Genomic DNA, 21,770 nt, shown 5'->3' on the forward strand with positions numbered 1-21,770 from the left:
GCATCCATAGTCAATTTTCATTCGCGTATGAACGCATCATATTCGCCGTGCAAACACAGACACGGAGAAGAAAAATGACCAAGATCGCAATTCTAGGCGCCAATGGCCGGCTCGGCCGCGTGGTTGGGAAAGCCTTCATCGACGCCGGTTTCGACGTCCGCGCCGTCACCCGCAGCGGCAAGGTCCCAGCCGAACTCAAGGGCGCCACCGCCGTCGCCGGCGATGCGCTCGACCGCGAGGCGCTGATCCGCGCCACGCAGGGTGTCGACATCGTCTTCAACGGTCTCAACCCGATCTACACCGACTGGAGCAAATGCCTGCCGATGGCGGAGAACGTCATGGCCGCCTGCCCTGCCAACGGCGCGCTGCATCTTTTCCCCGGCACTGTCTACAATTACGGCTCGCCGATGCCTGAGGTGGTCACCGAAGACGCGCCATTTCGTCCGACGACCGAGAAGGGCCGCATCCGCTGCGCCATGGAAGCGCTGTTTCGCCGCGAGGCGGATGCCGGCCGCGTCCGCACCATCATCCTGCGCGCCGGCGATTTCTTCGGCGGCACGGGCAGCGGTTCATGGTTCGACCTCGTCGTCGCCGCCAAGATGAACAAGGGCGTCTACACAGCGCCTGGCCCTGCCAACCTCGTGCACGAATGGGCCTATTTGCCGGACTTCGCCATCGGCTTCGTCGGCCTGGCGCGCAATCAGGGCAAGCTCGGCTTCTTTGAGGCGCTCAACTTCCCCGGCCACGCCGTCACCGACATGGACATAAAGGCCGCCGCCGAGAAGGCGCTGGGCCGTCCGCTGAAACTGACCTTCATGCCTTGGTGGGTGCTGCGCGCCGGCAGCCCGTTCGTGGCGATGTGGCGCGAGATCGTCTCGATGTCCTATCTGCGCTTCGAACCGCACCGGCTCGTGTCCGACCGGCTGGCAAGCATCATCGGCGAAGTCCCGCACACGCCGCTGGACGAGGCCGTGGCCGAGGCATTGAAGGACATCGGCATCAGCCTCGACAATGCAAAAGACGCCGCTTAAATGCATGTCGCCCAGAAGTGTGCGCGGTTCTGGGACAACGACATGCATCAAAACAAAGACTTTAGACAAAAATCTCTCTCGCGGTGCTGGCCCAATCGCTGGAAATCAGCAACCGGATGGTCATTATGAGGAGACTGTTTATAACGGTCGGCGAGATCACCATCACCAAGGGGAGACGATGCGTTACATACGTCCGCTTTCAATCGAAGACGCCGTTGGCCTGCTGGCCGACGCTTCCGGCACATCAGCCATTCTCGCTGGAGGCAGTGACCTCCTCGTTCGGATGAAGGGCGGGTTTGTCGATCCCGACCTGATCGTCGACATCAAGGCGATCGAGGGCTTGAGCGAGATCAGGGAGACGGCCGACGGCTTCAGCATCGGCGCCACCGTCCCCTGCGCCGTCCTGGGCGAGAGCTCGGTTCTGAAGAAGGCCTGGCCCGGTGTCGTCGAAGCGTCGAAGCTGATCGGCTCGAAACAGGTCCAGGGCCGCTGCACCATCGTTGGCAATCTGTGCAACGCCTCGCCGGCCGCCGACAGCGTCCCGGCCTTGGTGGCCGCCGCCGCAAAGGCGGTGGTTGCCGGTCCCTCGGGCAAGCGCACCATTCCTGTCGAGGCCGTGCCGATCGGGCCCGGCAAGACCTCGCTCACCAAGGGTGAGATCGTCGAGGCGATCCTGCTCGGCAAGCGGGAGCCGCGTTCGGGCGACGCCTATCTCAGGTTCATTCCGCGCACCGAGATGGACATCGCCGTGGTCAGCGCCGGCGTGAAGCTGTCGCTCGACGAGCATGGCGTCATCACGGCCGCGCGCGTCGCGCTGGGCGCCGCGGCCCCGACCGTGCTTCTGGTGGAAGAAGCAGCCGAGGCTCTCATCGGCAGGAAGCTGGATGAGGCGGCACTTGAGCGGCTCGCCAAGGTCTGCGCCGGGGCCTGCCGCCCCATCGACGACAAGCGCGGAACGATCGAGTTCAGACGAAAAGTTGCGGGCGTGCTGGCCGGACGGGCCGCGACGACCGCCTACGCACGCGCAGGAGGCAAATGATGGCCGGTGTAGCAGTTTCAACGACAATCAACGGCGATCACGTCGAATACCTTTGCCAGCCCGACGAGACGTTGCTCGACGTCCTGCGCGATCGGCTCGGCCTGACCGGCGCCAAGGAAGGCTGCGGCACCGGCGACTGCGGCGCCTGCTCGATCATTCTCGACAATCGGCTGGTCTGCTCCTGCCTTGTGCTTGGCGCTGAAGCCGAAGGCCGGCATATCGAAACCGTCGAGGGCATGGCGCATGGCGATCAGTTGCATCCGCTGCAGCAGAAATTCCTCGAGCATGCAGCGCTGCAATGCGGCATCTGCACGCCGGGCTTCCTCATCGCGGCGAAGGACCTTTTGGCCAAGAACCCCGATCCTACCGAGGAAGAAATCCGCTTCGGCCTCGCCGGCAACCTCTGCCGCTGCACCGGCTACGACAAGATCGTGCGCGCGGTCCAGGATGCGGCCAATGTGATGAAGGGAGCGCACGCATGAACTTCGATCCACGCTTTTCGGGCCGCAAATTCTCCTCCGTCGGCACGCGGCCTATCCGTCCCGACGGCGTCGACAAGGTGACGGGCCGCGCGCGCTACGGCGCCGACTTCAACATGGCGGGACAGCTGGTCGGGCGTGTCCTGCGCAGCCCGCATGCGCATGCCAGGATCCTCAAGATCGACACTTCGAAAGCGGAAAAGCTGGCCGGCGTGAAGGCGGTGATCACCGCCGCCGACCTGCCCGATCTCACCGATGGCGATGCCGCCATGTACGACGTCCTCGACAATTGCATGGCGCGCGGCAAGGCGCTCTATGACGGCCACGCCGTGGCCGCGGTCGCCGCCGTCGATGCCCGCACGGCCAGGCAGGCGCTGAAGCTCATCGAAGTCGAGTACGAGCTGTTGCCGCATGTCACCGATGTCGACGAGGCGATGAAGCACACCGCGCCGTTGATCAACGACACGATCTTCACCGAAGGTCTCGAGGAAAAGCCGGTAAAGCCTTCCAACGTCACCAAGCGCAGCCAGTTTGGCCATGGCGATGTCCATCAGGGTTTCGGCCACGCCGATGTCATCGTCGAGCGCTCCTTCAAGACCGAGCAGACGCACCAGGGCTATATCGAGCCGCATGCCTGCGTGGCGAGCGTCTCGTCCGACGGCACCGCCGACCTATGGGTCTGCACGCAGGGCCATTTCGTCTACCGCCAGCATTGCGCGCAACTGCTCGGGCTGGAAGCCTCGAAGCTGCGCGTCACCTCGTCTGAAATCGGCGGCGGCTTCGGCGGCAAGACCCATGTCTGGGCCGAACCGGTGGCGCTGGCGCTGTCGCGCAAGGCCGGTCGGCCGGTGAAGCTCGTCATGACCCGCGACGAGGTGTTCCGCGCCTCGGGTCCGACCAGTGCCACCTCGATCGACGTGAAGATCGGCGCTCGCAAGGACGGCACCATCACTGCCGCCGAAGCGACGCTGCGCTACACCAGCGGTCCCTATGCCGGCACCTGGGCCGAGATCGGCGCCATGACGGCATTCGCCTGCTACAAGCTCGACAACGTCAAGACGGTCGGCTTCGAAGTGCTGGTCAACCGGCCGAAGACCGCGGCCTACCGCGCGCCCTCCGCACCGATGGCGGCTTTCGCGGTGGAAAGTGCCGTCGACGAGCTGGCCAAGGAACTCGGCATGGATCCGGTCGAGTTCCGCATCAAGAACGCCGCGCAGGAAGGCACAAGGTCGTCCTATGGCCCGGTCTACGGCCCGATCGGCATTGGCCCGACGCTCGAGGCGGCCAAGCACCATCCGCACATGAAGGCGCCGCTGGGCAAGAACCAGGGTCGCGGCATGGCTTGCGGCTTCTGGTTCAACTTCGGTGGCCAGACCTGCGTGGACCTGAACATCGGCATGGACGGCTCGGTGTCGCTGGCTGTCGGCACGGTGGACGTAGGCGGTTCGCGCGCTTCGCTGTCGCTGGTGGCGGCGGAGGAGCTCGGCATCGACTATGCCCAGCTCAAGGCGGTGGTCGCCGACACGTCCTCGCTTGGCTACAACGACATGACCGACGGCAGCCGGGGCACCTTCTCGTCCTCGATGGCGACCATCTCGGCCGCCCGCAACGCGATCAAGATCCTGCGTGAGCGCGCCGCCCAGACGTGGGACATCCCCGTCGACGACGTGGTCTGGGAAAACGGCCACGCCATCGCCAAGGGCGAAAAATACGGCAATCTTGCAGCCCTGTCGCTGAAGGAGATCGCCGCTGCTTCCGGCAAGACCGGCGGGCCGATCGCCGGCCACAGCGAGCTCGTCGCCGACGGCGCCGGCGTCTCCTTCGCCACCCATATATGCGACATCGAGGTCGACCCCGATACCGGCTCGACCAGGGTGATCCGCTACACGGTGATCCAGGACGCCGGCAAGGCGGTGCACCCGACCTATGTCGAGGGCCAGTACCAGGGCGGTGCCGCGCAAGGCATCGGCTGGGCGCTCAACGAGGAGTATATCTACGGCAAGGACGGGCGCCTGCAGAACGCCGGCTTCCTCGACTACCGCATCCCGGTCTGCTCGGACCTGCCGATGATCGACACGCAGATCCTCGAGATCCCCAACCCCAACCACCCCTATGGCGTGCGCGGCGTCGGCGAAACCTCGATCGTGCCGCCGCTGGCGGCGATCGCCAATGCGGTCTCCAACGCCGCCGGCGTACGCATGACCCACATCCCGATGTCGCCGCCACGGGTTCTCGCCGCGATCGAGGCGGAACGGGGAGGCTAGGGCAAAAATGAGGTTCTTGCCCTAATGGTCGAAGTGACGCTCTGGGGCGCGCTGGGCCAGCTCGCCGGCGGCCAGAGCAAGGTCGAGGTCGAGGCCAAGGACATAAGGGAGCTGTTCAGGAAACTGGCTGAACAGTATCCCGGCATCGAGCCCTGGATCGAGAAGGGCATCGCGGTGGCCATCGACGGGACGATCTATCGCGATACGTGGTCGAAGGAACTGCCGCCGGGGGCGGAGATTTTTCTGCTGCCGCGGCTGGCTGGGGGGTGAAGTGGGGGTGTCGCCCTACGTCCCAGAGCGGACCGGCATCCTCGGTCTGCGAACTTCAAGTGCAATGTCGGTCCTCGCCTAGATGCCAGTTTTGCTGACCGCGTCTTATCGGCGGCGGGTTGGCCAACAATCCAGAGAACCTGATCCGCTGGATTACTATCGGCAAGGGACATCAGTCCGCACACGGCTCTGAAGTGACTCGAGCGGGTCACCGTTTGACGGACAACACCGGCCCCTTTCTGGAGAGGCCGGCTATCGTTGATCCAGGATCATCAAGCTAGGTTTGGCGCTGAGACGTATCGGAAATTCGTTCGCGCACGGCATGCTCGGTCTTGTCTGCTGTGGACTTCACGATCTCGCCGAGCTGATCGGCTATCGTGTCTGCTTCCATATCTTGCCGGCCAGCTTCCTGCTTGATGGTCTCATAGGCGTCGGCGGCGACCTGCTTGGCCTCATCGAGGCCCCTGTCGAGCAAAGTTTCGGCGGAATCGCGAAGCTTGTCGCCATAGGCGCCTAGTTGCTCGTCCTCCGTTGCGGTATGGGGCAGCATTGCACCTATAGCGGCGCCGATGGCGAGACCGACGGCCGCTACGGCCAAGGGTTGATCCTCCAACAGATCTTGCGCGGAGCGGCTGGCTTTCGCCGCCATGTCCCCAGTCGTCGAGCTCGCATTGGCAGCGCTTCCCGTCAGACCCGCCGCAGCGGCTCTTGCGGTGCTCGATATGGTGTCGCCGACGCTGGCAGCGCTCGAGGAGACCAATTCCGCGGCGTCGGAGAGCGTGCCGCCCAAGCCGCCGCGCTCCCCTGCTACATCATGTCGTCCCGGCGCTGAAGGCAATGGATAGCCAGCCGAACGGTGGGCGGTGTTTGAGGTACCGCTGCCGAACATCAGCCAGGCCAGACCTGCGCCCACCATGGTGACCGGCAAAGGATTGTCTCGGACCTGCGTTCTGAGATTGCTGAGCATGGCCGCGCTCTCCCCTCCCGAGAACAGCCCGGTGAACTCATCCAGCAATTGTCCAGGCGTCATCTTGCCTCGAATGGATTCGGCGGTCTCCATCACCCGAGCGCGAGCAGCCTCGGCCTCGCGTTCAAGTTCGGCTGCGGATTTCTCGTTCATCTCACCTGTTCCTTAATCGCGCTCGCGTCGCGCTTGAGCTGTCCCTGGGTCCGGTCGGGGGTAAGTTCCGAAGGCGCCATGCTGGCCGTCCCGGTCCGCAGCAGGATGACGCCGAGGACCGCCACGACCACACCGACCAGCAGGGAAGACCACCCCGCGCCAAGCCCTGCCCGCGTCAGTGCGATAATGAGCGCCTGCAGCAACACCAAGAGCGCGGCGAGCAGGCAAATCGCGCCGCCCAGCACTTCCGCGGCACCTGCTCCGGCTTTGGTAAGCTTTTCAGAGAGCTCGGCCCGAAACAGCCTCGCCTCGGTTTGCACCAGAGTGGTGACATTCTGGGCCAAATCGGTGACTAGCCCGGCAAGGCTGGGATTGTCCTGGTTATTCATCTGTCCTGCTCCGCGATCTGCGTGGCGCCATCATCGCCGACCACGCCAAAATCTTGTGGACGATCAGCGGACCAACCCTGTGGCTGATCGGTGTGTGATCTGAGGCCTCCCGGAGCGGCCTCAGAATCGGGCCTTGCCGACGGAGAAGCCTTGATGAACCGCCCGAGAGCCAATCCGGCCAACACCGATCCCGCAAGCAGGACACCGGGATTTTGCCGGCCGAAGGACTGCACGTCATCAAGGACTTGGCTAAAGGGCTTCTGTTTCAAGGACGATGAAAGCCGCTCAAGGCCACTGGCAGCATCCAAAGCGAATTTCGATGCGTTCCTTTCATCGTTGCTGGCAAGGTGATCGCTGGCCACTCGCAGTGCACCACCCAACGCCGCCAAGCTCGATCCGATGTCGCGCTGCGCCTCCTCCGCCTTTTCGGAGATGATCTGCGTGGCTTCAGATGCATAGTCGCCAGCCTTACGGGTCACCTCGTCCCGCGCGTCGTGAAGCAACTCGCTGGCACGCTCATTTTCCTGGCGAAGTCTGTTCGAGACGTCGCTTTTCGCCTTGTCGAAATCGGTGCGCTGTCCGCCCTGATCGTTCTCATGCTGCATGAGGCCACCTAGTGAAAACCGAGGAAGGAGAGGACCGCGAGCACGACAACGATAAGGCCGATAAGATAGATGACACTGTTCATGTGCACGTCCTCCGTAGCTTTCCAACTTCGACGAACCTGCGATGTTCCGTAAGTGAGAGCATTTATCTCAGCCGAAACGAAGAGCTTCGTCAGGCACGCACCCAGTCACCAGTGAGTTGCCCTGTCCCTCGTGCGGAGCGCCAGTTGCTCCGTCCGAACGGGTGCGCCCTACCCTGCGGGAACGAGTGCCGGCTGCCTCCTCTATTGCAATCTTTGCCTATTCGGCGACCCCGCCTCGGCGTACCGGCGACCAAGGAGAACTCTCCCTTGCCATCAATTGACGGTCCATCGCTCCAACGGCCCCGCGCTGGTTCGGCACCTTCAACGAAGCAATGATGAAGGCATAGGATACGGCTTGAGGGGCAAAGCGGCTTGTCATGCATGCCTGAGCTAGGCTACTGGCGAACGCGTCTCCAAGGCCAAGTCTCTACTTTGCAGAACGCCTCCCTACGCCCCCAGCGTCGGCTCGGTGTTCACCTCCAGCGCCTCTTCCGCTTCATCCTCTTCACCCAGCACCTCGCCATGAACCCCCAGCGGCCGCCCGATCCAGATCGGATCGACCAGATGGTCGCGCTTGGGGTTGGTGGTGTTGGGGTGGATGAGGATGCTGAGGCCGCCATGGTTCAGCATCAGCCAGGGAACGAGCGTCGCGAAGATCTCGGTGGCGAAGGAGACCTGGTACATGGCCCGCTCATGCGGGCCGACCGGCTCGTCGCGCCAGTTGCCCAGTCGCACGCGGAAGCGTTCGCCGATGCGCAGGCGCAGCCATTCGGCCTGCTGCCGTTCGGCTTGCCCGTCATAGTAGATGTGGGCGTGATAGCTGGCGATCTCGGCGAGAGGCCTTGGCGGGCTGGCGGTGTTCACCTTGATGGCTCCCTCGGTGATTGTGGTGCGGGCAGCGTATACGCAAGCGGGCGGGGTGGCCAAGGGGGACCCAGCGTGTGCTCGTCATCTCGATTTCGGGCCAATCGCATATGGAGCTCCCCCACTCCGTCTCGGCTTCGCCCAGCCACCTCTACCCCCACATTCGTGGGGGAGAGGAAATGCTAATCGCCGAGGTCGCTGCCTTGAAAAGCTTGGCATTTCCTCTCCCCCATGGACATGTGGGAGAGGTGGCCGCGAAGCGGACGGAGTGGGGGCGGGCGCCGCCGTATGCCTATTGCCAGCACTTCATCGGGCGAGGACCCGCTGATCGCAGAGGTCTCTTGCCCCAATCAAACCCTGCCCATCAGCACCAGGATCAGCAGCACCACCAGCACAGCGCCGACTATTCCGGACGGCCCATAACCCAGGAGCGCGAGTGTGGCCAGGCCGGGACGGCGCCGATCAGGATCAGGATCAAGACAATGATGAGGATGGTGCTGACGGTCATTAAGAGTCCCTCGCCTTGCTGGTCGGATACGGGGGGACAATGCAAAAGGCCGCCTGGTTGTTCCGGACGGCCTTTCGTCTGACTGGTCGAATGCAGCTATTCCGCGGCTTTCGGGAAGGCGATTGCCGGCTCATCGAGCGGACCCGGCTTCGGCCCCGTGGACGCATCCCTTTTCTTGTCGCGGCCGAACAGCCGGCGGAAGAAGGCATAGAAGCGGCTGTTCTTGCTGCGCGTGAAGATCATCAGCATCGACGGCGTCACCACAAGCGTCAGCAGGGTGGCGAACGACAGGCCGAAGACGATGGCCGAGGACAGCGAAATCCACCATTGCGTCGACGGTGCGTTGATCGTCGTCTCGTGATGGAAGATTTCGAGGCCGAGACCAAAGGCGATCGGCAGCACGCCGAGGATGGCCGATACCGCCGTCAGCACCACCGGGCGGGCACGTTCGCGGCAGGTCTGCAGCACCGCTTCCATCTTGTCCCAGCCCTCTTCGCGCAACCGGTCATAAGTGTCGATCAAGACGATGTTGTTGTTCACCACCACACCGGCCAGCGCGATGACGCCGATGCCCGACATGACGATGCCGAACGCTTCGCCTGTCAGCAGCAGCCCCAGGAACACACCGATCGTCGCCATGACCACGCAGGACAGCACCAGAAGCACGCTGGTGAACTTGTTGAACTGCATCAGCAGCACCAGGAAGATCAGGAAGATCGCCGCGCCGAAGGCCTTGCCGAGGAAGGCGCTGGCTTCGGCGCTGTCCTCGTTGGAGCCGGCGAGCTTCCAGCGTATGCCGTTGTCGAGCTTCATGTCGGTGACCGCCTTGGTCACCTCCGCCTGCACCGCCGCAACCTGGTTACCGGCGGCGACGTTGGCCTGGACGACCACGGTGCGGGCGCCGTCGATGCGGTTGAGGATGCCGACGGTCGGCTCCGGCTTGCGCACGACGAAGTTCGAGATCGGCACCGAGCCTTGCGCAGTCTGCACCCGGAGCTCGTCGAGCGTCGACAGCGTGCGCCGGTCTTCGGGCAGGCGCAGGCGGATATCGACGGCATCGTCGGCGCCGGCCGGCCGGTACTCGGACAGCTTCAACCCATTGGTCACCAATTGCACCACGGTGCCGACGGCGGTCGGGCTGATGCCGTACTGCGCCGCCTTGGCGCGGTCGACCTCGAGCGCCCAGTCCACGCCGGGCGGCGGCAGGCCGTCGGAAACGTCGATGACACCGGGCACCTTGGCAATGCGCGCCGCAACGGCACGGGCCTGGTCGTCAAGCCCTTTTGGATCGATGGCCGAAAGCCGGAGCTGGACCGCCTTGCCTGTGGGAGGACCGGCCTCCGGCACGCGCACTTCGACATCGACGCCGGGAATGCCGGCCATGACGGTGCGCAGCTCATCCAGGATATTGTTCGCCGATTTGCGCTCGCGCCAGTCGATGAACTCATACTGGATGACGCCGACGACGTCCTCCGGCACGTCCTGGCCGCCGCCCTGCGTCTTGCCGACGCGGGTATAGACCGATTTGACGCCAGGCCAGCCAAGCAGCCGGTTTTCGGCGATCCTGGTCGCCGTGTCCATTTCGGCCAGCGAGAGATTGCCGCGGGCGTGCACATAGAGCAGGCCGTAATCGGGCTCGACGCTGGGGAAGAACTCGACGCCGGCGCCATATTTCGAATAGGCGAAGCCGACGCCGGTCAAAAGCACGGCGGTGAGCACCAGCACGGTGATCGGGAAGCGCACCGCCTGCTTGACCAGCGCCATGTACCAGCCGTCGCGATTGTGTTCCTCGTGGTGCTCCGGCGCCTTGGCGAAAAGCGCGCCCAGCGTCGGCGCGAACACCAGCGCATAAAGCATCGAGGCCGATAGCGTCACGATCAGCGTGATCGGCATGTATTTCATGAAGTCGCCGATGATGCCAGGCCAGAACAGCAGCGGCGAAAACGCCGCGATGCGCGTCATCGTCGCGGCGATGACCGGGCCGGCCATGCGCTTGGCGGCCAGCGTGAAGGCTTCCGCCTTCGGCATGCCTTCGCCCATGCGCCGTTCGGCGAATTCGGTGACGATGATGGCGTCGTCGACCAGCATGCCGACCGCCAGGATAAGGCTGAACAGCACGATCATGTTGATCGTGTAGCCCATCATCGCAAGCAGCAGGATGCCGATCAGGAAGGATGACGGAATGGCAAGCCCGATCAGCAGCGAGGCGCGTCCCGACAGTGCATAGAGGATGACGATGAACACCAGGATGACGGCGATCATCACGTGGTTCTGCAGGTCGCCCAGCAGCTGGTTGACGAAGACAGACTTGTCCTGCGTGTAGGTGATGTTCATGCCTTCCGGCATGGTCTTGACGTAGGCGTCGGACACTTCCCGCACCTTGGCCAGCGTGTCGATCAGGTTGGCGCCGATGCGCTTCTTGACTTCGATGGCGATGGCCGGCTTACCGTTGAGGCGGGTGATGGTCTCGGCGTCGGCGAAGGTCGAACGCACCGTGGCGATGTCCTTCGCCTGCACGACGGCATTGGGGCCGGCGACCACCGGCAAGGACGCGACATCCTCGGGTGTCTCGATCAGCGACGGCACCTTGACCGCGTATTTGCCTTCCGAACCCTCGATATTGCCGGCGGCGACCAGGCTGTTGGAAGCGCCGACCGCGCCGATCAGCTGGTCGAGCTGCAGGCCGTAGGAGGACAGCTTCATCGGGTCGATGACGACCTCGACGAGATCGTCGCGCGCGCCTTGTATGGTGCCCTCAAGAACGCCCGGGACTTCCTCGATGCGGTCGCGCAGTTCGCGCGCCGCCGCCGTAAGCACACGCTCGGGCACATCGCCGGACAGCGTGACGACCAGGACGGGAAACTCGGAAATGTTGACCTCGGTAACAACCGGTTCTTCTGCCGCTTGGGGAAGGTCAGCCTTCGCGTCCTGAACCTTCGAGCGTGTATCAGTCACCGCGGTGTCGACTTTTATAGACGGCAGAAACTCAAGGAAGACAAAGGCACCGCCCTGATAGGCGGATGATTTCATCTCCTTTAACCCCTTGAGACTCTTAAGCTTTGCCTCCAGAGGCCTAAGCAGAAGTCTTTCAGCGTCTTCGGGCGCGATGCCTTGATAGGCAACATTTATATAAACATAAGGGGTAGGAACGTCGGGTTCCGCTTCCTTCGGCGTCGACTGATAGGCGACCCAGCCCGCCAGCAGCAGGAACACCAGCACCGCAATGGTCAGCCGGGCATTGTTGATCGCGAGTTTGACGATATCCATGGCCTGTTCTCAAGATTTCAGGAGCCGCATTGCGGCCGGTTGTCCCCGCCCCGGCTGTCCCCGGCCGGGGCCGTTCCGGCGCTACTGCGTTGTCGCTTCGCCCAACAGTTTCTGGATGGTCGCCTGGTCGGCCTCGACCGGCTTGACTACGTCGCCTTCCTTGACGAGTTCCTGGCCGGCGACGATGACGCGGGCATCGGCTGGAATGCCGCCAAGCACCAAGCCCTTCGGCGAGTCGTCAACGAGGTCGATCGGGAAGAACACCACCTTGTTGTCCTTGTCGACGGCACGGATGCCAAGATCGCCCTTGTCGCCCAGCGTCACCACGGAGCGCGGCAACATGACGGCGTCGGTCGGCTGCGCGCTGAGCGAAATCTCGGCCGTCATGCCCGCCGGCACGGAGCCATCGGCGTTGGGCACGGCAATCTCGACGCGGAAGGTGCGGGTCGCCGACGAGGCGTCGCGGCTGATGTAGCGCACCGTGCCTTCGACGGTCTGGCCGCTGACCAGCCGCACAGCAGCCTTGTCGCCGAGCTTGAGATAGCCGAGGTCGCGTTCGCTGACTTCGCCGCGCGCAATCACCGGATCGAGCTTGAGGATGGTTGCCACCTCGCCGCCCTGCATGATGGAACTGCCGAGCTCCACCGGCACCCGGTCGATGACGCCGTCGAAGGGCGCCTTGACCAGATTGCGCTCGAGTTCGGCCTGCGCCGTTTCCAGCTGCGACTGCGCAGCGGTCAGGTTCGAACGCGCCGTGTCGAGCTGCAGCTTGGGCAGATTGCCGGTCTTCATGAGCCGCAGCGATGCGTCGAGTTCAGCCTGGCGCTGCGCGACGAGCTGCTTGGCACTGTCGACCATCGAGATCTTTTCTTCGGCCGCCAGCATCAGCACCAGGTCGCCGGTCTTGACGTGATCGCCCTGCTTGACCGGCAGCTTTTCGATGACGCCGGCGACGCGCGTCGCCAGCACGGCGCGCTTGTCGGCCTCGGTCAGCCCGGAAATGCGGATGGCGCGGGCATAGGTCTTGCGCGGCGGCGTCACCACAGCGACGGTGCGCAGCGGCGCCTTCGGTTCGGCCTCGGCGGTCTTGGTTGCATCCGGTGCCTTGGCCTGATCGCCCGGCTTGGCCTGATCGCCTGCCTTGCCAGCACCTTCGACAGCGGCGCTGCCGACGGACGAGAACGCGCCTGTTCCCATCCAGGCGGCGAAGCCGATGAGCACGACAATAGCGGCAAGCTTGTGAAACCTGATCTTCGGCATCATTGTTTTTCCACTGCGGGGTTCGGCCAAGTCGTTATCCAACAGGAGTCCGTCGTCTAACAGCTACCGTGTCTTCCAACTCGGGCGCGTCGCCGATATGGGTGCGCGCCAGGCCGTGTTCAATTTGCCGTGAACGGCGAAGCCGCGCTTCTACATCAAAGTTGCATCGCAATACAGTCGAAAAGTTGCAGGAACATTGTGCCAGGCGATGTAGTGTGGCCAACGGGAAACGGTTTTGTCAGCGCCCCGTCAGGCGGCGGAACCACAGTCTCGGAACCATACGGGTGTTGGAGGCGCTTTGTTTTCAAGGCGTTTTGAGCACTGACATTCTCCTGTGCCTGCACTAGTTTTTGACGCTCAAATGTGGGCGCGACCTGCGTAGCCACTCAGTGAATGGCAGCAGGCGTCAGTATGATTTTGTATACCGTCACACGCAACGGTTGTTCCGGGACGGAAAGTCATCGGCGCTACTCCGATTTGCCGAACACTTCGCTGATCGTCTTGATCGATCCGGGCGGACTCAGGCCCGCCGGCGTTCGGCGTCCGGCTTCTTGCGGGCGGCGAGAAATTCCTTCACCCGCCGTCCCGGTGCCGGCCCGCGCACCGGTTTGAAGCCGTCATCGAGTTCGCCGGAAAGATCGAGCGTCGGCCGCTTGCCGACGGCGTCGTAATTCTCCTCCAGCCAGTCGCTGGCCGCTATACGGCCAAGGTCTCTGAGATAGCTCAGGAAGGCCCATTCCGCATTGACCTTGGACGACGCCGACAGATCCTTGAACGCCTCGTCGGCATCGATGCGGTGCATGCGGATGTCGCGGTATTCGCCAGGCGGCAGCCGGCCGGCGGCGATCAGCTCCTTGACGAAGGCGATCGAGCGGAATTCGTTCAGCAGCCCGGCATTGAAGGTGATCTCGTCGATGCGGTTCTGGATTTCGTTGGCGCTTCTCGGCGTGCCTTCGCGCACCACCGGATTGATCTGCACCAAAAGCACATCCTCGGTCGCCGCCGTCTTGAAGAACGGGAACAGCGCCGGATTGCCGCCATAGCCGCCATCCCAATAGGGCACGCCCTTGATCTCGACGGCGCGGAACAATTGTGGCAGGCAGGCCGAGGCCATCACCGTGTCGAGGTCGATCTCGCCATCGGAAAAGACGCGCAGCTGGCCGGTCTCGACATTGGTCGCCGAAATGAACAGCTCCATCGACTTGCAGGCGTGAACATTTTTGAAATCGATCTCCTGCTCGACCACGTCGCGCAGCGGGTTCAAGCCCAGCGGATTGGCGACATAGGGCGAAAACACTCGCGACATGGTGTCGAAGAAGAAATAGCCGGGGGTGTTCTCGATCGACCAGTTGCCCCAGGCGACGTCCCACGGCATGCGCTGCACCGGGCTGAAGCGGCCCTTGGCCGCCACCGCGCGCCAGAAATCGTCGAGCTTTTGCCGTGCACCCTCGACGCCGCCGCGCACAAAACCATCGGCCAGCGCCACCGCATTCATCGCGCCGGCGCTGGTGCCGGACACGGCTGAAATGTCGAGCCTGCCATCCTCCAGCAGCCGGTCGAGCACGCCCCAGGAGAAGGCTCCGTGCGAGCCCCCGCCCTGCAGCGCGATGTTGATCTTTTTCGTTTCCTCCGCCTTGCCGTTTTTGGTCATGGCGTTCCTGTTCGGTTTGGTCGCTGCTGCCTCATTCCGCCCGGAAATCGGGCGGGTTCGACGGCAGCGGATTTATATTGCAGTGCAGCATATAAGGGATGACCAAGGCAAGAACACGAACACGGTCGCGTGATCACATGAAATTTTAGTCATGGGGAATGGTCCTCCACGCCCAGGTCTTCGCCCTACGAATACCCCCACCCTTGATCCCTCCCCACAAGGGGGAGGGAGACTTGGTAGACGCTGATCTCAGCAAACCACCGACGTTTCGGCGGCGCGCGCCAGCTGCCCTCCCCTTGTGGGGGTCCGAAGGACGGGCGAGACCCGTGGCTCGCCCCGGCAAGCTAGGGTGGGGTCCTCTTCGCAAAAACCTCAAGCGACAAGCTTCGGCACCGGCCCGACATAGCGCGACTGTGGACGGATCAGCCGCCCTGTCGTCTGCTGTTCGCGCGCATGCGCGATCCAGCCGGCGACACGTCCGGCGGCAAAGACATTGCTGAACGCCTGTGGCGGAAAGCCCGCCGCCTCAAGCACAAGCGCTGTGTAGAACTCGACATTGGTCTGCAGCGAGCGCTGCGGCTTGGCGATCCGCAGCACTTCGAGCGCCGTCTGCTCGACCTGTTCGGCGAAGGCCAGCCGGCGGCCGGTCTCGCCCTCGCTGCCGAGCTGCCGCACCACCCCCTTCAGCACATCGGCGCGCGGATCGCGCACGCGGTAGATGCGATGGCCGAAACCCATGATGCGCTCGCCATGCGCGACCTTCTCGCGCAGCCAACCGGCCGCGTCGCCATGCGCCTGGATTGCATCGAGCATCTCGATCACCGGGCCGGGCGCGCCGCCGTGCAGCGGCCCCTTGAGCGCGCCGAGCCCGGCCAGCACCGACGATGTCAGCCCTGCCAGCGTCGAAGCGACGACGCGGGTGGCGAAGGTCGAGGCGTTGAGGCCGTGATCGCAGACGGTGACCAGATAGGTGTCGAGTGCCCTTGCCAGCGCCGGCGACGGGACGGATCCCTCGAGCATCCTCAGCATGTCGGCGGCATGATCGGCCTTCGCGTCAGGTGCGATCGGCTGCTCGCCACGCGCCAGCCGCAGCAGAGCCGGCGTCAGCACGGCGGGCGCCGCGATCAGCCGCAAGGCGTCCGTCAGCGTCTCGCCATCCGGCAGCAGCGCCATGCCGGCGCGCATGGCGCCATAGATCTCAAGCGGTGCGAGCAGCGGCAGCGAGGGCGCAAGCCGCTCGAACAGCTCGACGCGAGCCTCGCCCAGCCTCGCTGCCAGTTCGGCATCGCCGGGAAGGCCGTCGAAGAAGCCGTCGAGCAACAGGCGAACGACTTGCGCATAGCGCCAGCGTCCCGCCAATTCCGGCAGCGAATGACCGCGGATCGTCAGGCGGCCGCCAAGGCCATCGACATCGGAGAGCACGGTCTCCGCCGCCACCACATCATCGAGCCCGTTCGCCATATCTCATCTCCTTGCAGCTTTTCTGCATGGGAGATAAGGGTTGGGCTGCGCCTCGATCAATCTTGATCAATATAATCAATATGTGAGCTAAAAATGTCCGAATGGCTGTCGCGGGAAGAGGCGCTGGAAAGGCTCAAGGTCCGGCCGCAGACGCTCTACGCCTATGTCAGCCGTGGCCGCATCGGCATGCGGCCGGATGAGAGCGACCCGCGCCGCAGCCAGTACCGCGCCGACGACATCGCGGCATTGGCGACCCGCCGGGCGCGGGGCCGCAGTCCCTCGGCCATCGCCGCGAGCGCGATCGCCTGGGGCGAACCCTCGATTGTCACCGCGATTTCGACTGTGCTGCACGGTCGACTGATCTACCGAGGGCAAGACGCCGTTGCGCTCTCCAAATCGGCGACGCTGGAGGAAACCGCCGCTCTGCTGTGGGCATCGGCCGAACCGGTGACGTTCAAAGCTCCGTCACCTGAAGCGCCTCATCCAGTCGGCCGCGCCTCGGCCTTTGCGCAGCTTGCCATGCTTGCAGGCCACGGGCGGCCTTCGCTCGGGCGCAGCGCCGCCTCGCTGTGCACCGAGGCCGCGCGCACAGTCGGAGCGCTGGCGCAGTCGCTGGGCGCTGAAGCCGGCACAGCGCCCGTCCATAAGCGCCTGGCGCAGGGCTGGTCGGTGGATGATGCCGGCGCGGAAGCGATCCGCTGCGCCCTCGTCCTGCTCGCCGATCATGAACTCAACGCATCGACCTTCGCCGCCCGCGTCGCAGCGTCCACAGGCGCCTCGCCTGCCGCATGCCTGCTGGCCGGCCTGGCAACGCTGTCCGGCCCGCGCCACGGTGGCGCCGGCGAAGCGGTGATGCAACTGGCTGAAGATGCAGCAGCCCACGGCGCGGATGCGGCGATCCGGCGCTGGCTCGGCCATGACCGGCCCTTGCCGGCGTTCGGCCATCCGCTCTATCCCGACGGCGATCCCCGTGCCACCGCACTTCTGGCAGTCATCCCTGTCGACGAGACGCTGCAACAGCTGCAAAAAGCCGCTATGGCGGCGGTCGGTGCCCAGCCCAACATCGACTTCGCCCTGGCCGCACTAACGCGCGGCCTTGGCTTGCCGCGCGATGCACCGTTCCAGCTGTTTGCGCTTGGACGCAGTGTCGGCTGGGCCGCGCATATGGTCGAACAGATCATTAGCGGCAGCATCATCAGGCCGCGTGGCCGCTATGAGGGACGCGTGACTTAAGCCGACCTGGCCGTGTTCCCGAACCGCGCACGGTACGCGACGGGCGTCGTGGCGAACTGCTGACGAAAATGATGCCGCAGCGTGCCTGCCGCGCCAAAGCCGGCGGTCTCGGCAATGCGTTCGATCGGCATGGCGGTGTCTTCCAGCAGCGTGCGCGCCCGCGAAAGCCGTTCCGACAGCAGCCAGCGCGCCGGCGTGACGCCGGTTGCGGCCGCAAAGCGGCGCAGAAACGTCCGCTCGCTCATCCCGGCAAGCTCGGCCAAGATGGCGACGGGATAGTCGGCGGAAATATCGGCGCGCATCCTGTCGATCAACGGGCCAAGCCGGCTGCGTTCGTGCGGCTCGGGAACGGAGCTCTCGACATACTGCGCCTGGCCGCCGTCGCGATGCGGCGGCACCACCAGACGGCGCGCCACCATGTTTGCCGCCTTGGTGCCGAAGTCGCGCCGGACCAGATGCAGGCAGAGGTCGATGCCCGCGGCACTGCCGGCGGAAGTCAGGACATTTCCCTCATCGATGTACAGGATATCCGGAACCACGGTGATGTCAGGGTAGAGCTCCGTCAGCTTCTCGCTATAGCGCCAGTGCGTCGTCGCTCTTTTGCCCGCAAGCAGGCCGGCCGCCGCAAGCACGAACACGCCCGAACAGATCGAAAGAATGCGAGCGCCGCGCTCGCTCGCCTTCCGCAGCGCCTCGATCAGCGCCGGCGGCACCGGAGCCTCCGTTCCGCGCCATCCCGGTACGATCACCGTGCCGGCCTGGCCGATCAGATCGATCCCGCCGTCGGCAACAATACGCACGCCGCCCACCGCGCGCATTTCACCGCCATCGATCCCGGCAACGGCAAAACGGTACCAATCCTCACCCATTTCCGGCCGGGGCAAGGCGAAGATCTCAACCGCCACGCCAAACTCGAACGTGCACAGCCCGTCATAGGCAACGGCAACGACAAGAGGGTTGGCAGGGCGCGGATTCGCAGAGGATGGCATGATCTTGACGATATATGGCAAAGCTGCCAGCTGCAATCGCCCTGCTTCCTGTCTTATCTCTCCGTCGCATCAGCAATGGAGATACGAGGATGAGCCACGTGACAGACATTCCGGCGGCATCGCCGGATATCGCCCGCGACCATTTTCTGCGCCGGCTTTCCGTCGAGACCGACTGTTCCGACGTCGCCGCCGCACTGCGTGCCGGGGAGCCGGACTTTGTTCTCCTGCATGTGGTAGGTTCGCCGGAAGCCTATGGACGCCGCCATGTGCCGGGCGCGCTGCATCTGCCCCACCGCGAAATATCGGCCGGGCGGATGGTGCAATGGCCCGAAAGGACGCTGTTCGTCGTCTATTGCGCGGGACCGCATTGCAATGGCGCGGATCAGGCGGCCTTCAAGCTGGCCAGCCTCGGTCGTCCCGTGAAGATCATGATCGGCGGCATAACCGGTTGGCAGGACGAGGACCTTCCTTTCGCTTCAGGCAAGGAGCCCGGTGTCTTGCACGCGTGAGGCCACGCGATATGGTCGGCCTTGAAGACTGAGCAAGCATGCAGAAGGCGATGGTTAGAATTCGTCCATTCGAGCGCCAGGATGTCGGTGCGGTGCTCGCCCTCATGCGGGCGCTAGCCGTCTTCGAGGGTTATGACGACAAGCTTCGCGTCACCGAAGCGAACCTCATCGAGCACGGGCTGGGGCCATCGCCCCGGTTCGGCGTGTTGGTGGCGGAGCGAGAGGGCGTGATCGTCGGCATCGCCGTCCACTACCTCATCCCCTGGACCTACGACCTGAAGCCGGTTGTCTGGCTGAAGGAACTCTACGTCACTGAAGCGACGCGCGGCATGGCGGTCGGCCATGCGCTTGTTGAACAGCTTCGCCAACACGCTTTGAGCATTGGCGCCTCCGCCATCAAATGGACGGTGCTGAAATCCAACTCGCCGGCCAAAGCCTTCTACCGCTCGCTCGACGGCCAGCCCGACGATATCTGGGAACCGTGGCAGCTGAAAATCGACCCGTGACAGCCGCCTCGACCAACTGAGGGCGGTCGACCATGCGGCGGTCGCTTACGACATGGTGTCAAGCTTGCGCTGCATGGCGGCGATCTGTTGCTTCAGTTCCTGAAGGTCGTCGCCGCTCTTTTCCGGGACATCCTTGCGGGCCGGCTCGGGTGCAGCCGCGGCCGCAGCATTTGTGGCGGCGGTCGGGAACGGCGTGAACAGGCGCATCGCGTTCTGGAACATTTCCATGTTGCGGCGTGTCTGCTCTTCCAGCGCCTTGATCGGCGTGGCGATCTTCATCACATCCAGCGGCGACTTGCCGATCGCGCCCTTCATCTGCTCGCGGAACCGCTCCTGTTCCTTGGAGAAGGCCATCATCGACTGTTCGAGGAAGCTCGGCACGATCTGCTGCATCTGGTCGCCATAGAAAGCGATCAGCTGGCGCAGGAACGGGATCGGCAGCATGTTCTGCCCATCCTTGTTCTCCAGTTCGAAGATGATCTGCGTCAGCACCGGATGGGTAATGTCGTCACCGGTCTTGGCGTCCTGGACGGTGAACTCCTCGCCCTTCTTGACCATCTCGGCCAGATCCTCGAGCGTGACATAGGTGCTGGTGCCGGTATTGTAGAGCCGGCGATTGGCATATTTCTTGATAATGATAGGGTCGTCTTTCGCGGCCATCAGCATCCTCCCGGGACACCGGCGCGCCTGAGTAAGCCGCCGGTAACGATTGCGCCATTTTTAAGGATATGCGCAAAAGCTCTATAATTCCAAGCGCTTTGTGCAGTGCGGCATCATTTATTGCTGCATGGCCGGCCAATTATGCTGCGCAGCAAAGGTTGGGCGATCCCGCCGGCCGCCCGCGCCCTGCTTGCGGCGCTTGGCCGGCATGCCCATTTCCGGTTTGACTTGGGGTGTGGAACGGGCAAGAAAAGTCCCAACAAGCCCCCAAGAACACGACACCTCGAAGTCTGGAGAGAAAAATGTCCGCTTCCAATTCAATCGTCGTTGCCAGCGCCGCACGCACGGCTGTCGGCTCCTTCAACGGCGCCTTCGCCGCCACCCCGGCGCATGAACTTGGCGCCGTCGTCATCAGGGAGCTTTTGGCGCGCGCCGGCGTCGAGCCGGGCGAAGTCGACGAGGTCATTCTCGGCCAGGTGCTGACCGCCGCGCAGGGCCAGAACCCCGCCCGCCAGGCGTCGATCAATGCCGGCCTGCCCAAGGAGACCACCGCCTGGGGGCTCAACCAGGTTTGCGGCTCTGGCCTGCGCGCCATCGCGCTCGGCATGCAGCAGATCGCCGCCGGCGACGCCACTGTGATCATCGCCGGCGGCCAGGAATCGATGTCGCTGTCGCCGCACGCCGAGCACCTGCGCGCCGGCGTCAAGATGGGCGACTACAAGATGATCGACACCATGATCAAGGACGGGTTGTGGGACGCCTTCAACGGCTACCACATGGGCAACACCGCCGAGAACGTCGCCCGCCAGTTCCAGATCACCCGCGACGACCAGGACCAGTTTGCGCTCGCCTCGCAAAACAAGGCCGAGGCCGCGCAGAAGGCCGGCAAGTTCAAGGACGAGATCGTCGCCTTCACGATCAAGGGCAGGAAGGGCGACACTGTCGTCGACCAGGACGAGTACATCCGCCACGGAGCCACCATCGACGCCATGTCCAAGCTGAAGCCGGCTTTCGACAAGGACGGCACCGTGACCGCCGCCAACGCGTCGGGCATCAATGACGGCGCCGCCGGCGCGCTGCTGATGAGCGAGGCTGAAGCCACAAGGCGCGGCATCACCCCGCTGGTGCGCATCGCCTCATGGGCGACGGCCGGCGTCGATCCGGCGATCATGGGCACCGGACCTATTCCCGCCTCGAAGCGGGCGCTCGAGAAGGCCGGCTGGTCGGTCAAGGACCTCGACCTTGTCGAGGCCAATGAAGCCTTCGCCGCGCAGGCCTGCGCCGTCAACAAGGGCATGGGCTGGGATACGTCGATCGTCAACGTCAATGGCGGCGCCATCGCCATCGGCCATCCGATCGGCGCGTCGGGCGCCCGCGTCTTCAACACGCTGGTTTTCGAGATGCGCCGCCGCGGCGCCAAGAAGGGCCTTGCCACGCTGTGCATCGGCGGCGGCATGGGCGTCGCTCTGTGCGTGGAAGCGCTGTGAAAGAGAAGTGAGTAGTGAATAGGGAGTAGTGAATGGGGAAGAAGGAGCAGCGCGGCGGGATATCGATCCCTACTCGCTACTCCCTATTCCCTATT

General features: G+C 64.0%; 19 protein-coding genes and 1 pseudogene. 9 read left to right on the forward strand and 11 right to left on the reverse strand.

The annotated features are described in order from the left end of the window. Window positions 1-74: 74 nt before the first annotated feature. The 5 genes from NLY44_RS19910 (at window position 75) to NLY44_RS19930 (ending at window position 5,083) form a co-directional block, all read left to right on the forward strand. The gene (locus NLY44_RS19910) at window positions 75-1,031 is read left to right on the forward strand and encodes an SDR family oxidoreductase (RefSeq protein ID WP_023806501.1); all 957 of its coding nucleotides are present in this window, start codon (window positions 75-77) and stop codon (window positions 1,029-1,031) included. A gap of 178 nt (window positions 1,032-1,209) precedes the next feature. Beyond that, window positions 1,210-2,070 (forward strand): FAD binding domain-containing protein, encoded by an 861-nt coding sequence (locus NLY44_RS19915; RefSeq protein ID WP_023752873.1) that lies wholly within the window; start codon window positions 1,210-1,212, stop codon window positions 2,068-2,070. After that, complete coding sequence (locus tag NLY44_RS19920; RefSeq protein WP_023684040.1) at window positions 2,070-2,552, forward strand: (2Fe-2S)-binding protein; 483 nt, start codon at window positions 2,070-2,072, stop codon at window positions 2,550-2,552. The genes NLY44_RS19915 and NLY44_RS19920 overlap by 1 nt, the downstream gene beginning before the upstream one ends. Next, window positions 2,549-4,813 carry a xanthine dehydrogenase family protein molybdopterin-binding subunit gene (locus NLY44_RS19925; RefSeq protein WP_023706258.1) on the forward strand — a complete coding sequence of 755 codons (2,265 nt, stop codon included), beginning with the start codon at window positions 2,549-2,551 and terminating at the stop codon, window positions 4,811-4,813. Before NLY44_RS19920 ends, NLY44_RS19925 begins: the two co-directional genes overlap by 4 nt. Before the next feature lie 24 nt (window positions 4,814-4,837). Next, complete coding sequence (locus tag NLY44_RS19930) at window positions 4,838-5,083, forward strand: MoaD/ThiS family protein (RefSeq protein ID WP_023684042.1); 246 nt, start codon at window positions 4,838-4,840, stop codon at window positions 5,081-5,083. Between the two features lie 277 nt (window positions 5,084-5,360). On the opposite strand, the gene NLY44_RS19935 is transcribed toward NLY44_RS19930, so the two are convergent. From NLY44_RS19935 to NLY44_RS19975, 9 genes and pseudogenes are all read right to left on the reverse strand, one after another. Next, on the reverse strand, window positions 5,361-6,203 hold the full coding sequence (locus tag NLY44_RS19935; RefSeq protein ID WP_027050799.1) for a DUF3618 domain-containing protein: 843 nt from the start codon (window positions 6,201-6,203) through the stop codon (window positions 5,361-5,363). Further along, on the reverse strand, window positions 6,200-6,592 hold the full coding sequence (locus NLY44_RS19940) for a phage holin family protein (protein ID WP_023693628.1): 393 nt from the start codon (window positions 6,590-6,592) through the stop codon (window positions 6,200-6,202). Before NLY44_RS19940 ends, NLY44_RS19935 begins: the two co-directional genes overlap by 4 nt. Beyond that, window positions 6,589-7,197, reverse strand: coding sequence for a hypothetical protein (locus NLY44_RS19945; protein WP_027050800.1), 609 nt, complete (start codon window positions 7,195-7,197; stop codon window positions 6,589-6,591). Before NLY44_RS19945 ends, NLY44_RS19940 begins: the two co-directional genes overlap by 4 nt. Before the next feature lie 530 nt (window positions 7,198-7,727). Further along, window positions 7,728-8,144, reverse strand: a complete 417-nt coding sequence (locus NLY44_RS19950; RefSeq protein ID WP_155923330.1) for a DOPA 4,5-dioxygenase family protein — start codon at window positions 8,142-8,144, stop codon at window positions 7,728-7,730. A 350-nt stretch (window positions 8,145-8,494) separates the two neighbouring features. Further along, window positions 8,495-8,652: pseudogene (locus tag NLY44_RS19955) on the reverse strand (DUF3309 family protein). 96 nt (window positions 8,653-8,748) lie between these two features. Further along, on the reverse strand, window positions 8,749-11,919 hold the full coding sequence (locus NLY44_RS19960) for an efflux RND transporter permease subunit (RefSeq protein WP_023745740.1): 3,171 nt from the start codon (window positions 11,917-11,919) through the stop codon (window positions 8,749-8,751). A gap of 81 nt (window positions 11,920-12,000) precedes the next feature. Continuing rightward, window positions 12,001-13,179: an efflux RND transporter periplasmic adaptor subunit gene (locus NLY44_RS19965; RefSeq protein WP_031204824.1), complete on the reverse strand. Its 1,179-nt coding sequence runs from the start codon at window positions 13,177-13,179 to the stop codon at window positions 12,001-12,003. Between the two features lie 520 nt (window positions 13,180-13,699). Continuing rightward, the gene (locus NLY44_RS19970) at window positions 13,700-14,830 is read right to left on the reverse strand and encodes a patatin-like phospholipase family protein (protein ID WP_023807025.1); all 1,131 of its coding nucleotides are present in this window, start codon (window positions 14,828-14,830) and stop codon (window positions 13,700-13,702) included. A gap of 372 nt (window positions 14,831-15,202) precedes the next feature. Further along, window positions 15,203-16,291: a citrate synthase/methylcitrate synthase gene (locus NLY44_RS19975; protein ID WP_023807023.1), complete on the reverse strand. Its 1,089-nt coding sequence runs from the start codon at window positions 16,289-16,291 to the stop codon at window positions 15,203-15,205. Window positions 16,292-16,384: 93 nt separating this feature from the next. Between NLY44_RS19975 and NLY44_RS19980 the strand changes: the two genes are divergently transcribed. Then, window positions 16,385-17,524, forward strand: coding sequence for a citrate synthase (locus tag NLY44_RS19980; protein ID WP_023828284.1), 1,140 nt, complete (start codon window positions 16,385-16,387; stop codon window positions 17,522-17,524). Here NLY44_RS19980 and ftrA read toward each other — a convergent pair. Then, window positions 17,521-18,513, reverse strand: a complete 993-nt coding sequence (ftrA, locus tag NLY44_RS19985) for a transcriptional regulator FtrA (protein WP_031215630.1) — start codon at window positions 18,511-18,513, stop codon at window positions 17,521-17,523. The two genes, NLY44_RS19980 and ftrA, sit on opposite strands and share 4 nt — an antisense overlap. A gap of 89 nt (window positions 18,514-18,602) precedes the next feature. Here ftrA and NLY44_RS19990 point away from each other — a divergent pair, with 89 nt between their 5' ends. Continuing rightward, window positions 18,603-19,022, forward strand: a complete 420-nt coding sequence (locus NLY44_RS19990) for a rhodanese-like domain-containing protein (protein WP_023702797.1) — start codon at window positions 18,603-18,605, stop codon at window positions 19,020-19,022. A 50-nt stretch (window positions 19,023-19,072) separates the two neighbouring features. Then, window positions 19,073-19,528, forward strand: a complete 456-nt coding sequence (locus NLY44_RS19995) for a GNAT family N-acetyltransferase (protein WP_031356307.1) — start codon at window positions 19,073-19,075, stop codon at window positions 19,526-19,528. A gap of 45 nt (window positions 19,529-19,573) precedes the next feature. Here the strand turns inward: NLY44_RS19995 and phaR are convergent, their stop codons facing one another. Continuing rightward, complete coding sequence (gene phaR / locus NLY44_RS20000) at window positions 19,574-20,188, reverse strand: polyhydroxyalkanoate synthesis repressor PhaR (RefSeq protein ID WP_023685813.1); 615 nt, start codon at window positions 20,186-20,188, stop codon at window positions 19,574-19,576. Between the two features lie 302 nt (window positions 20,189-20,490). On the opposite strand from phaR, the gene NLY44_RS20005 reads away from it, so the two are divergent. Then, window positions 20,491-21,675, forward strand: coding sequence for an acetyl-CoA C-acetyltransferase (locus tag NLY44_RS20005; protein WP_023673832.1), 1,185 nt, complete (start codon window positions 20,491-20,493; stop codon window positions 21,673-21,675). Window positions 21,676-21,770 lie beyond the last annotated feature (95 nt).

Source organism: Mesorhizobium sp. C089B (assembly GCF_030323125.1).
GTDB lineage: Bacteria > Pseudomonadota > Alphaproteobacteria > Rhizobiales > Rhizobiaceae > Mesorhizobium.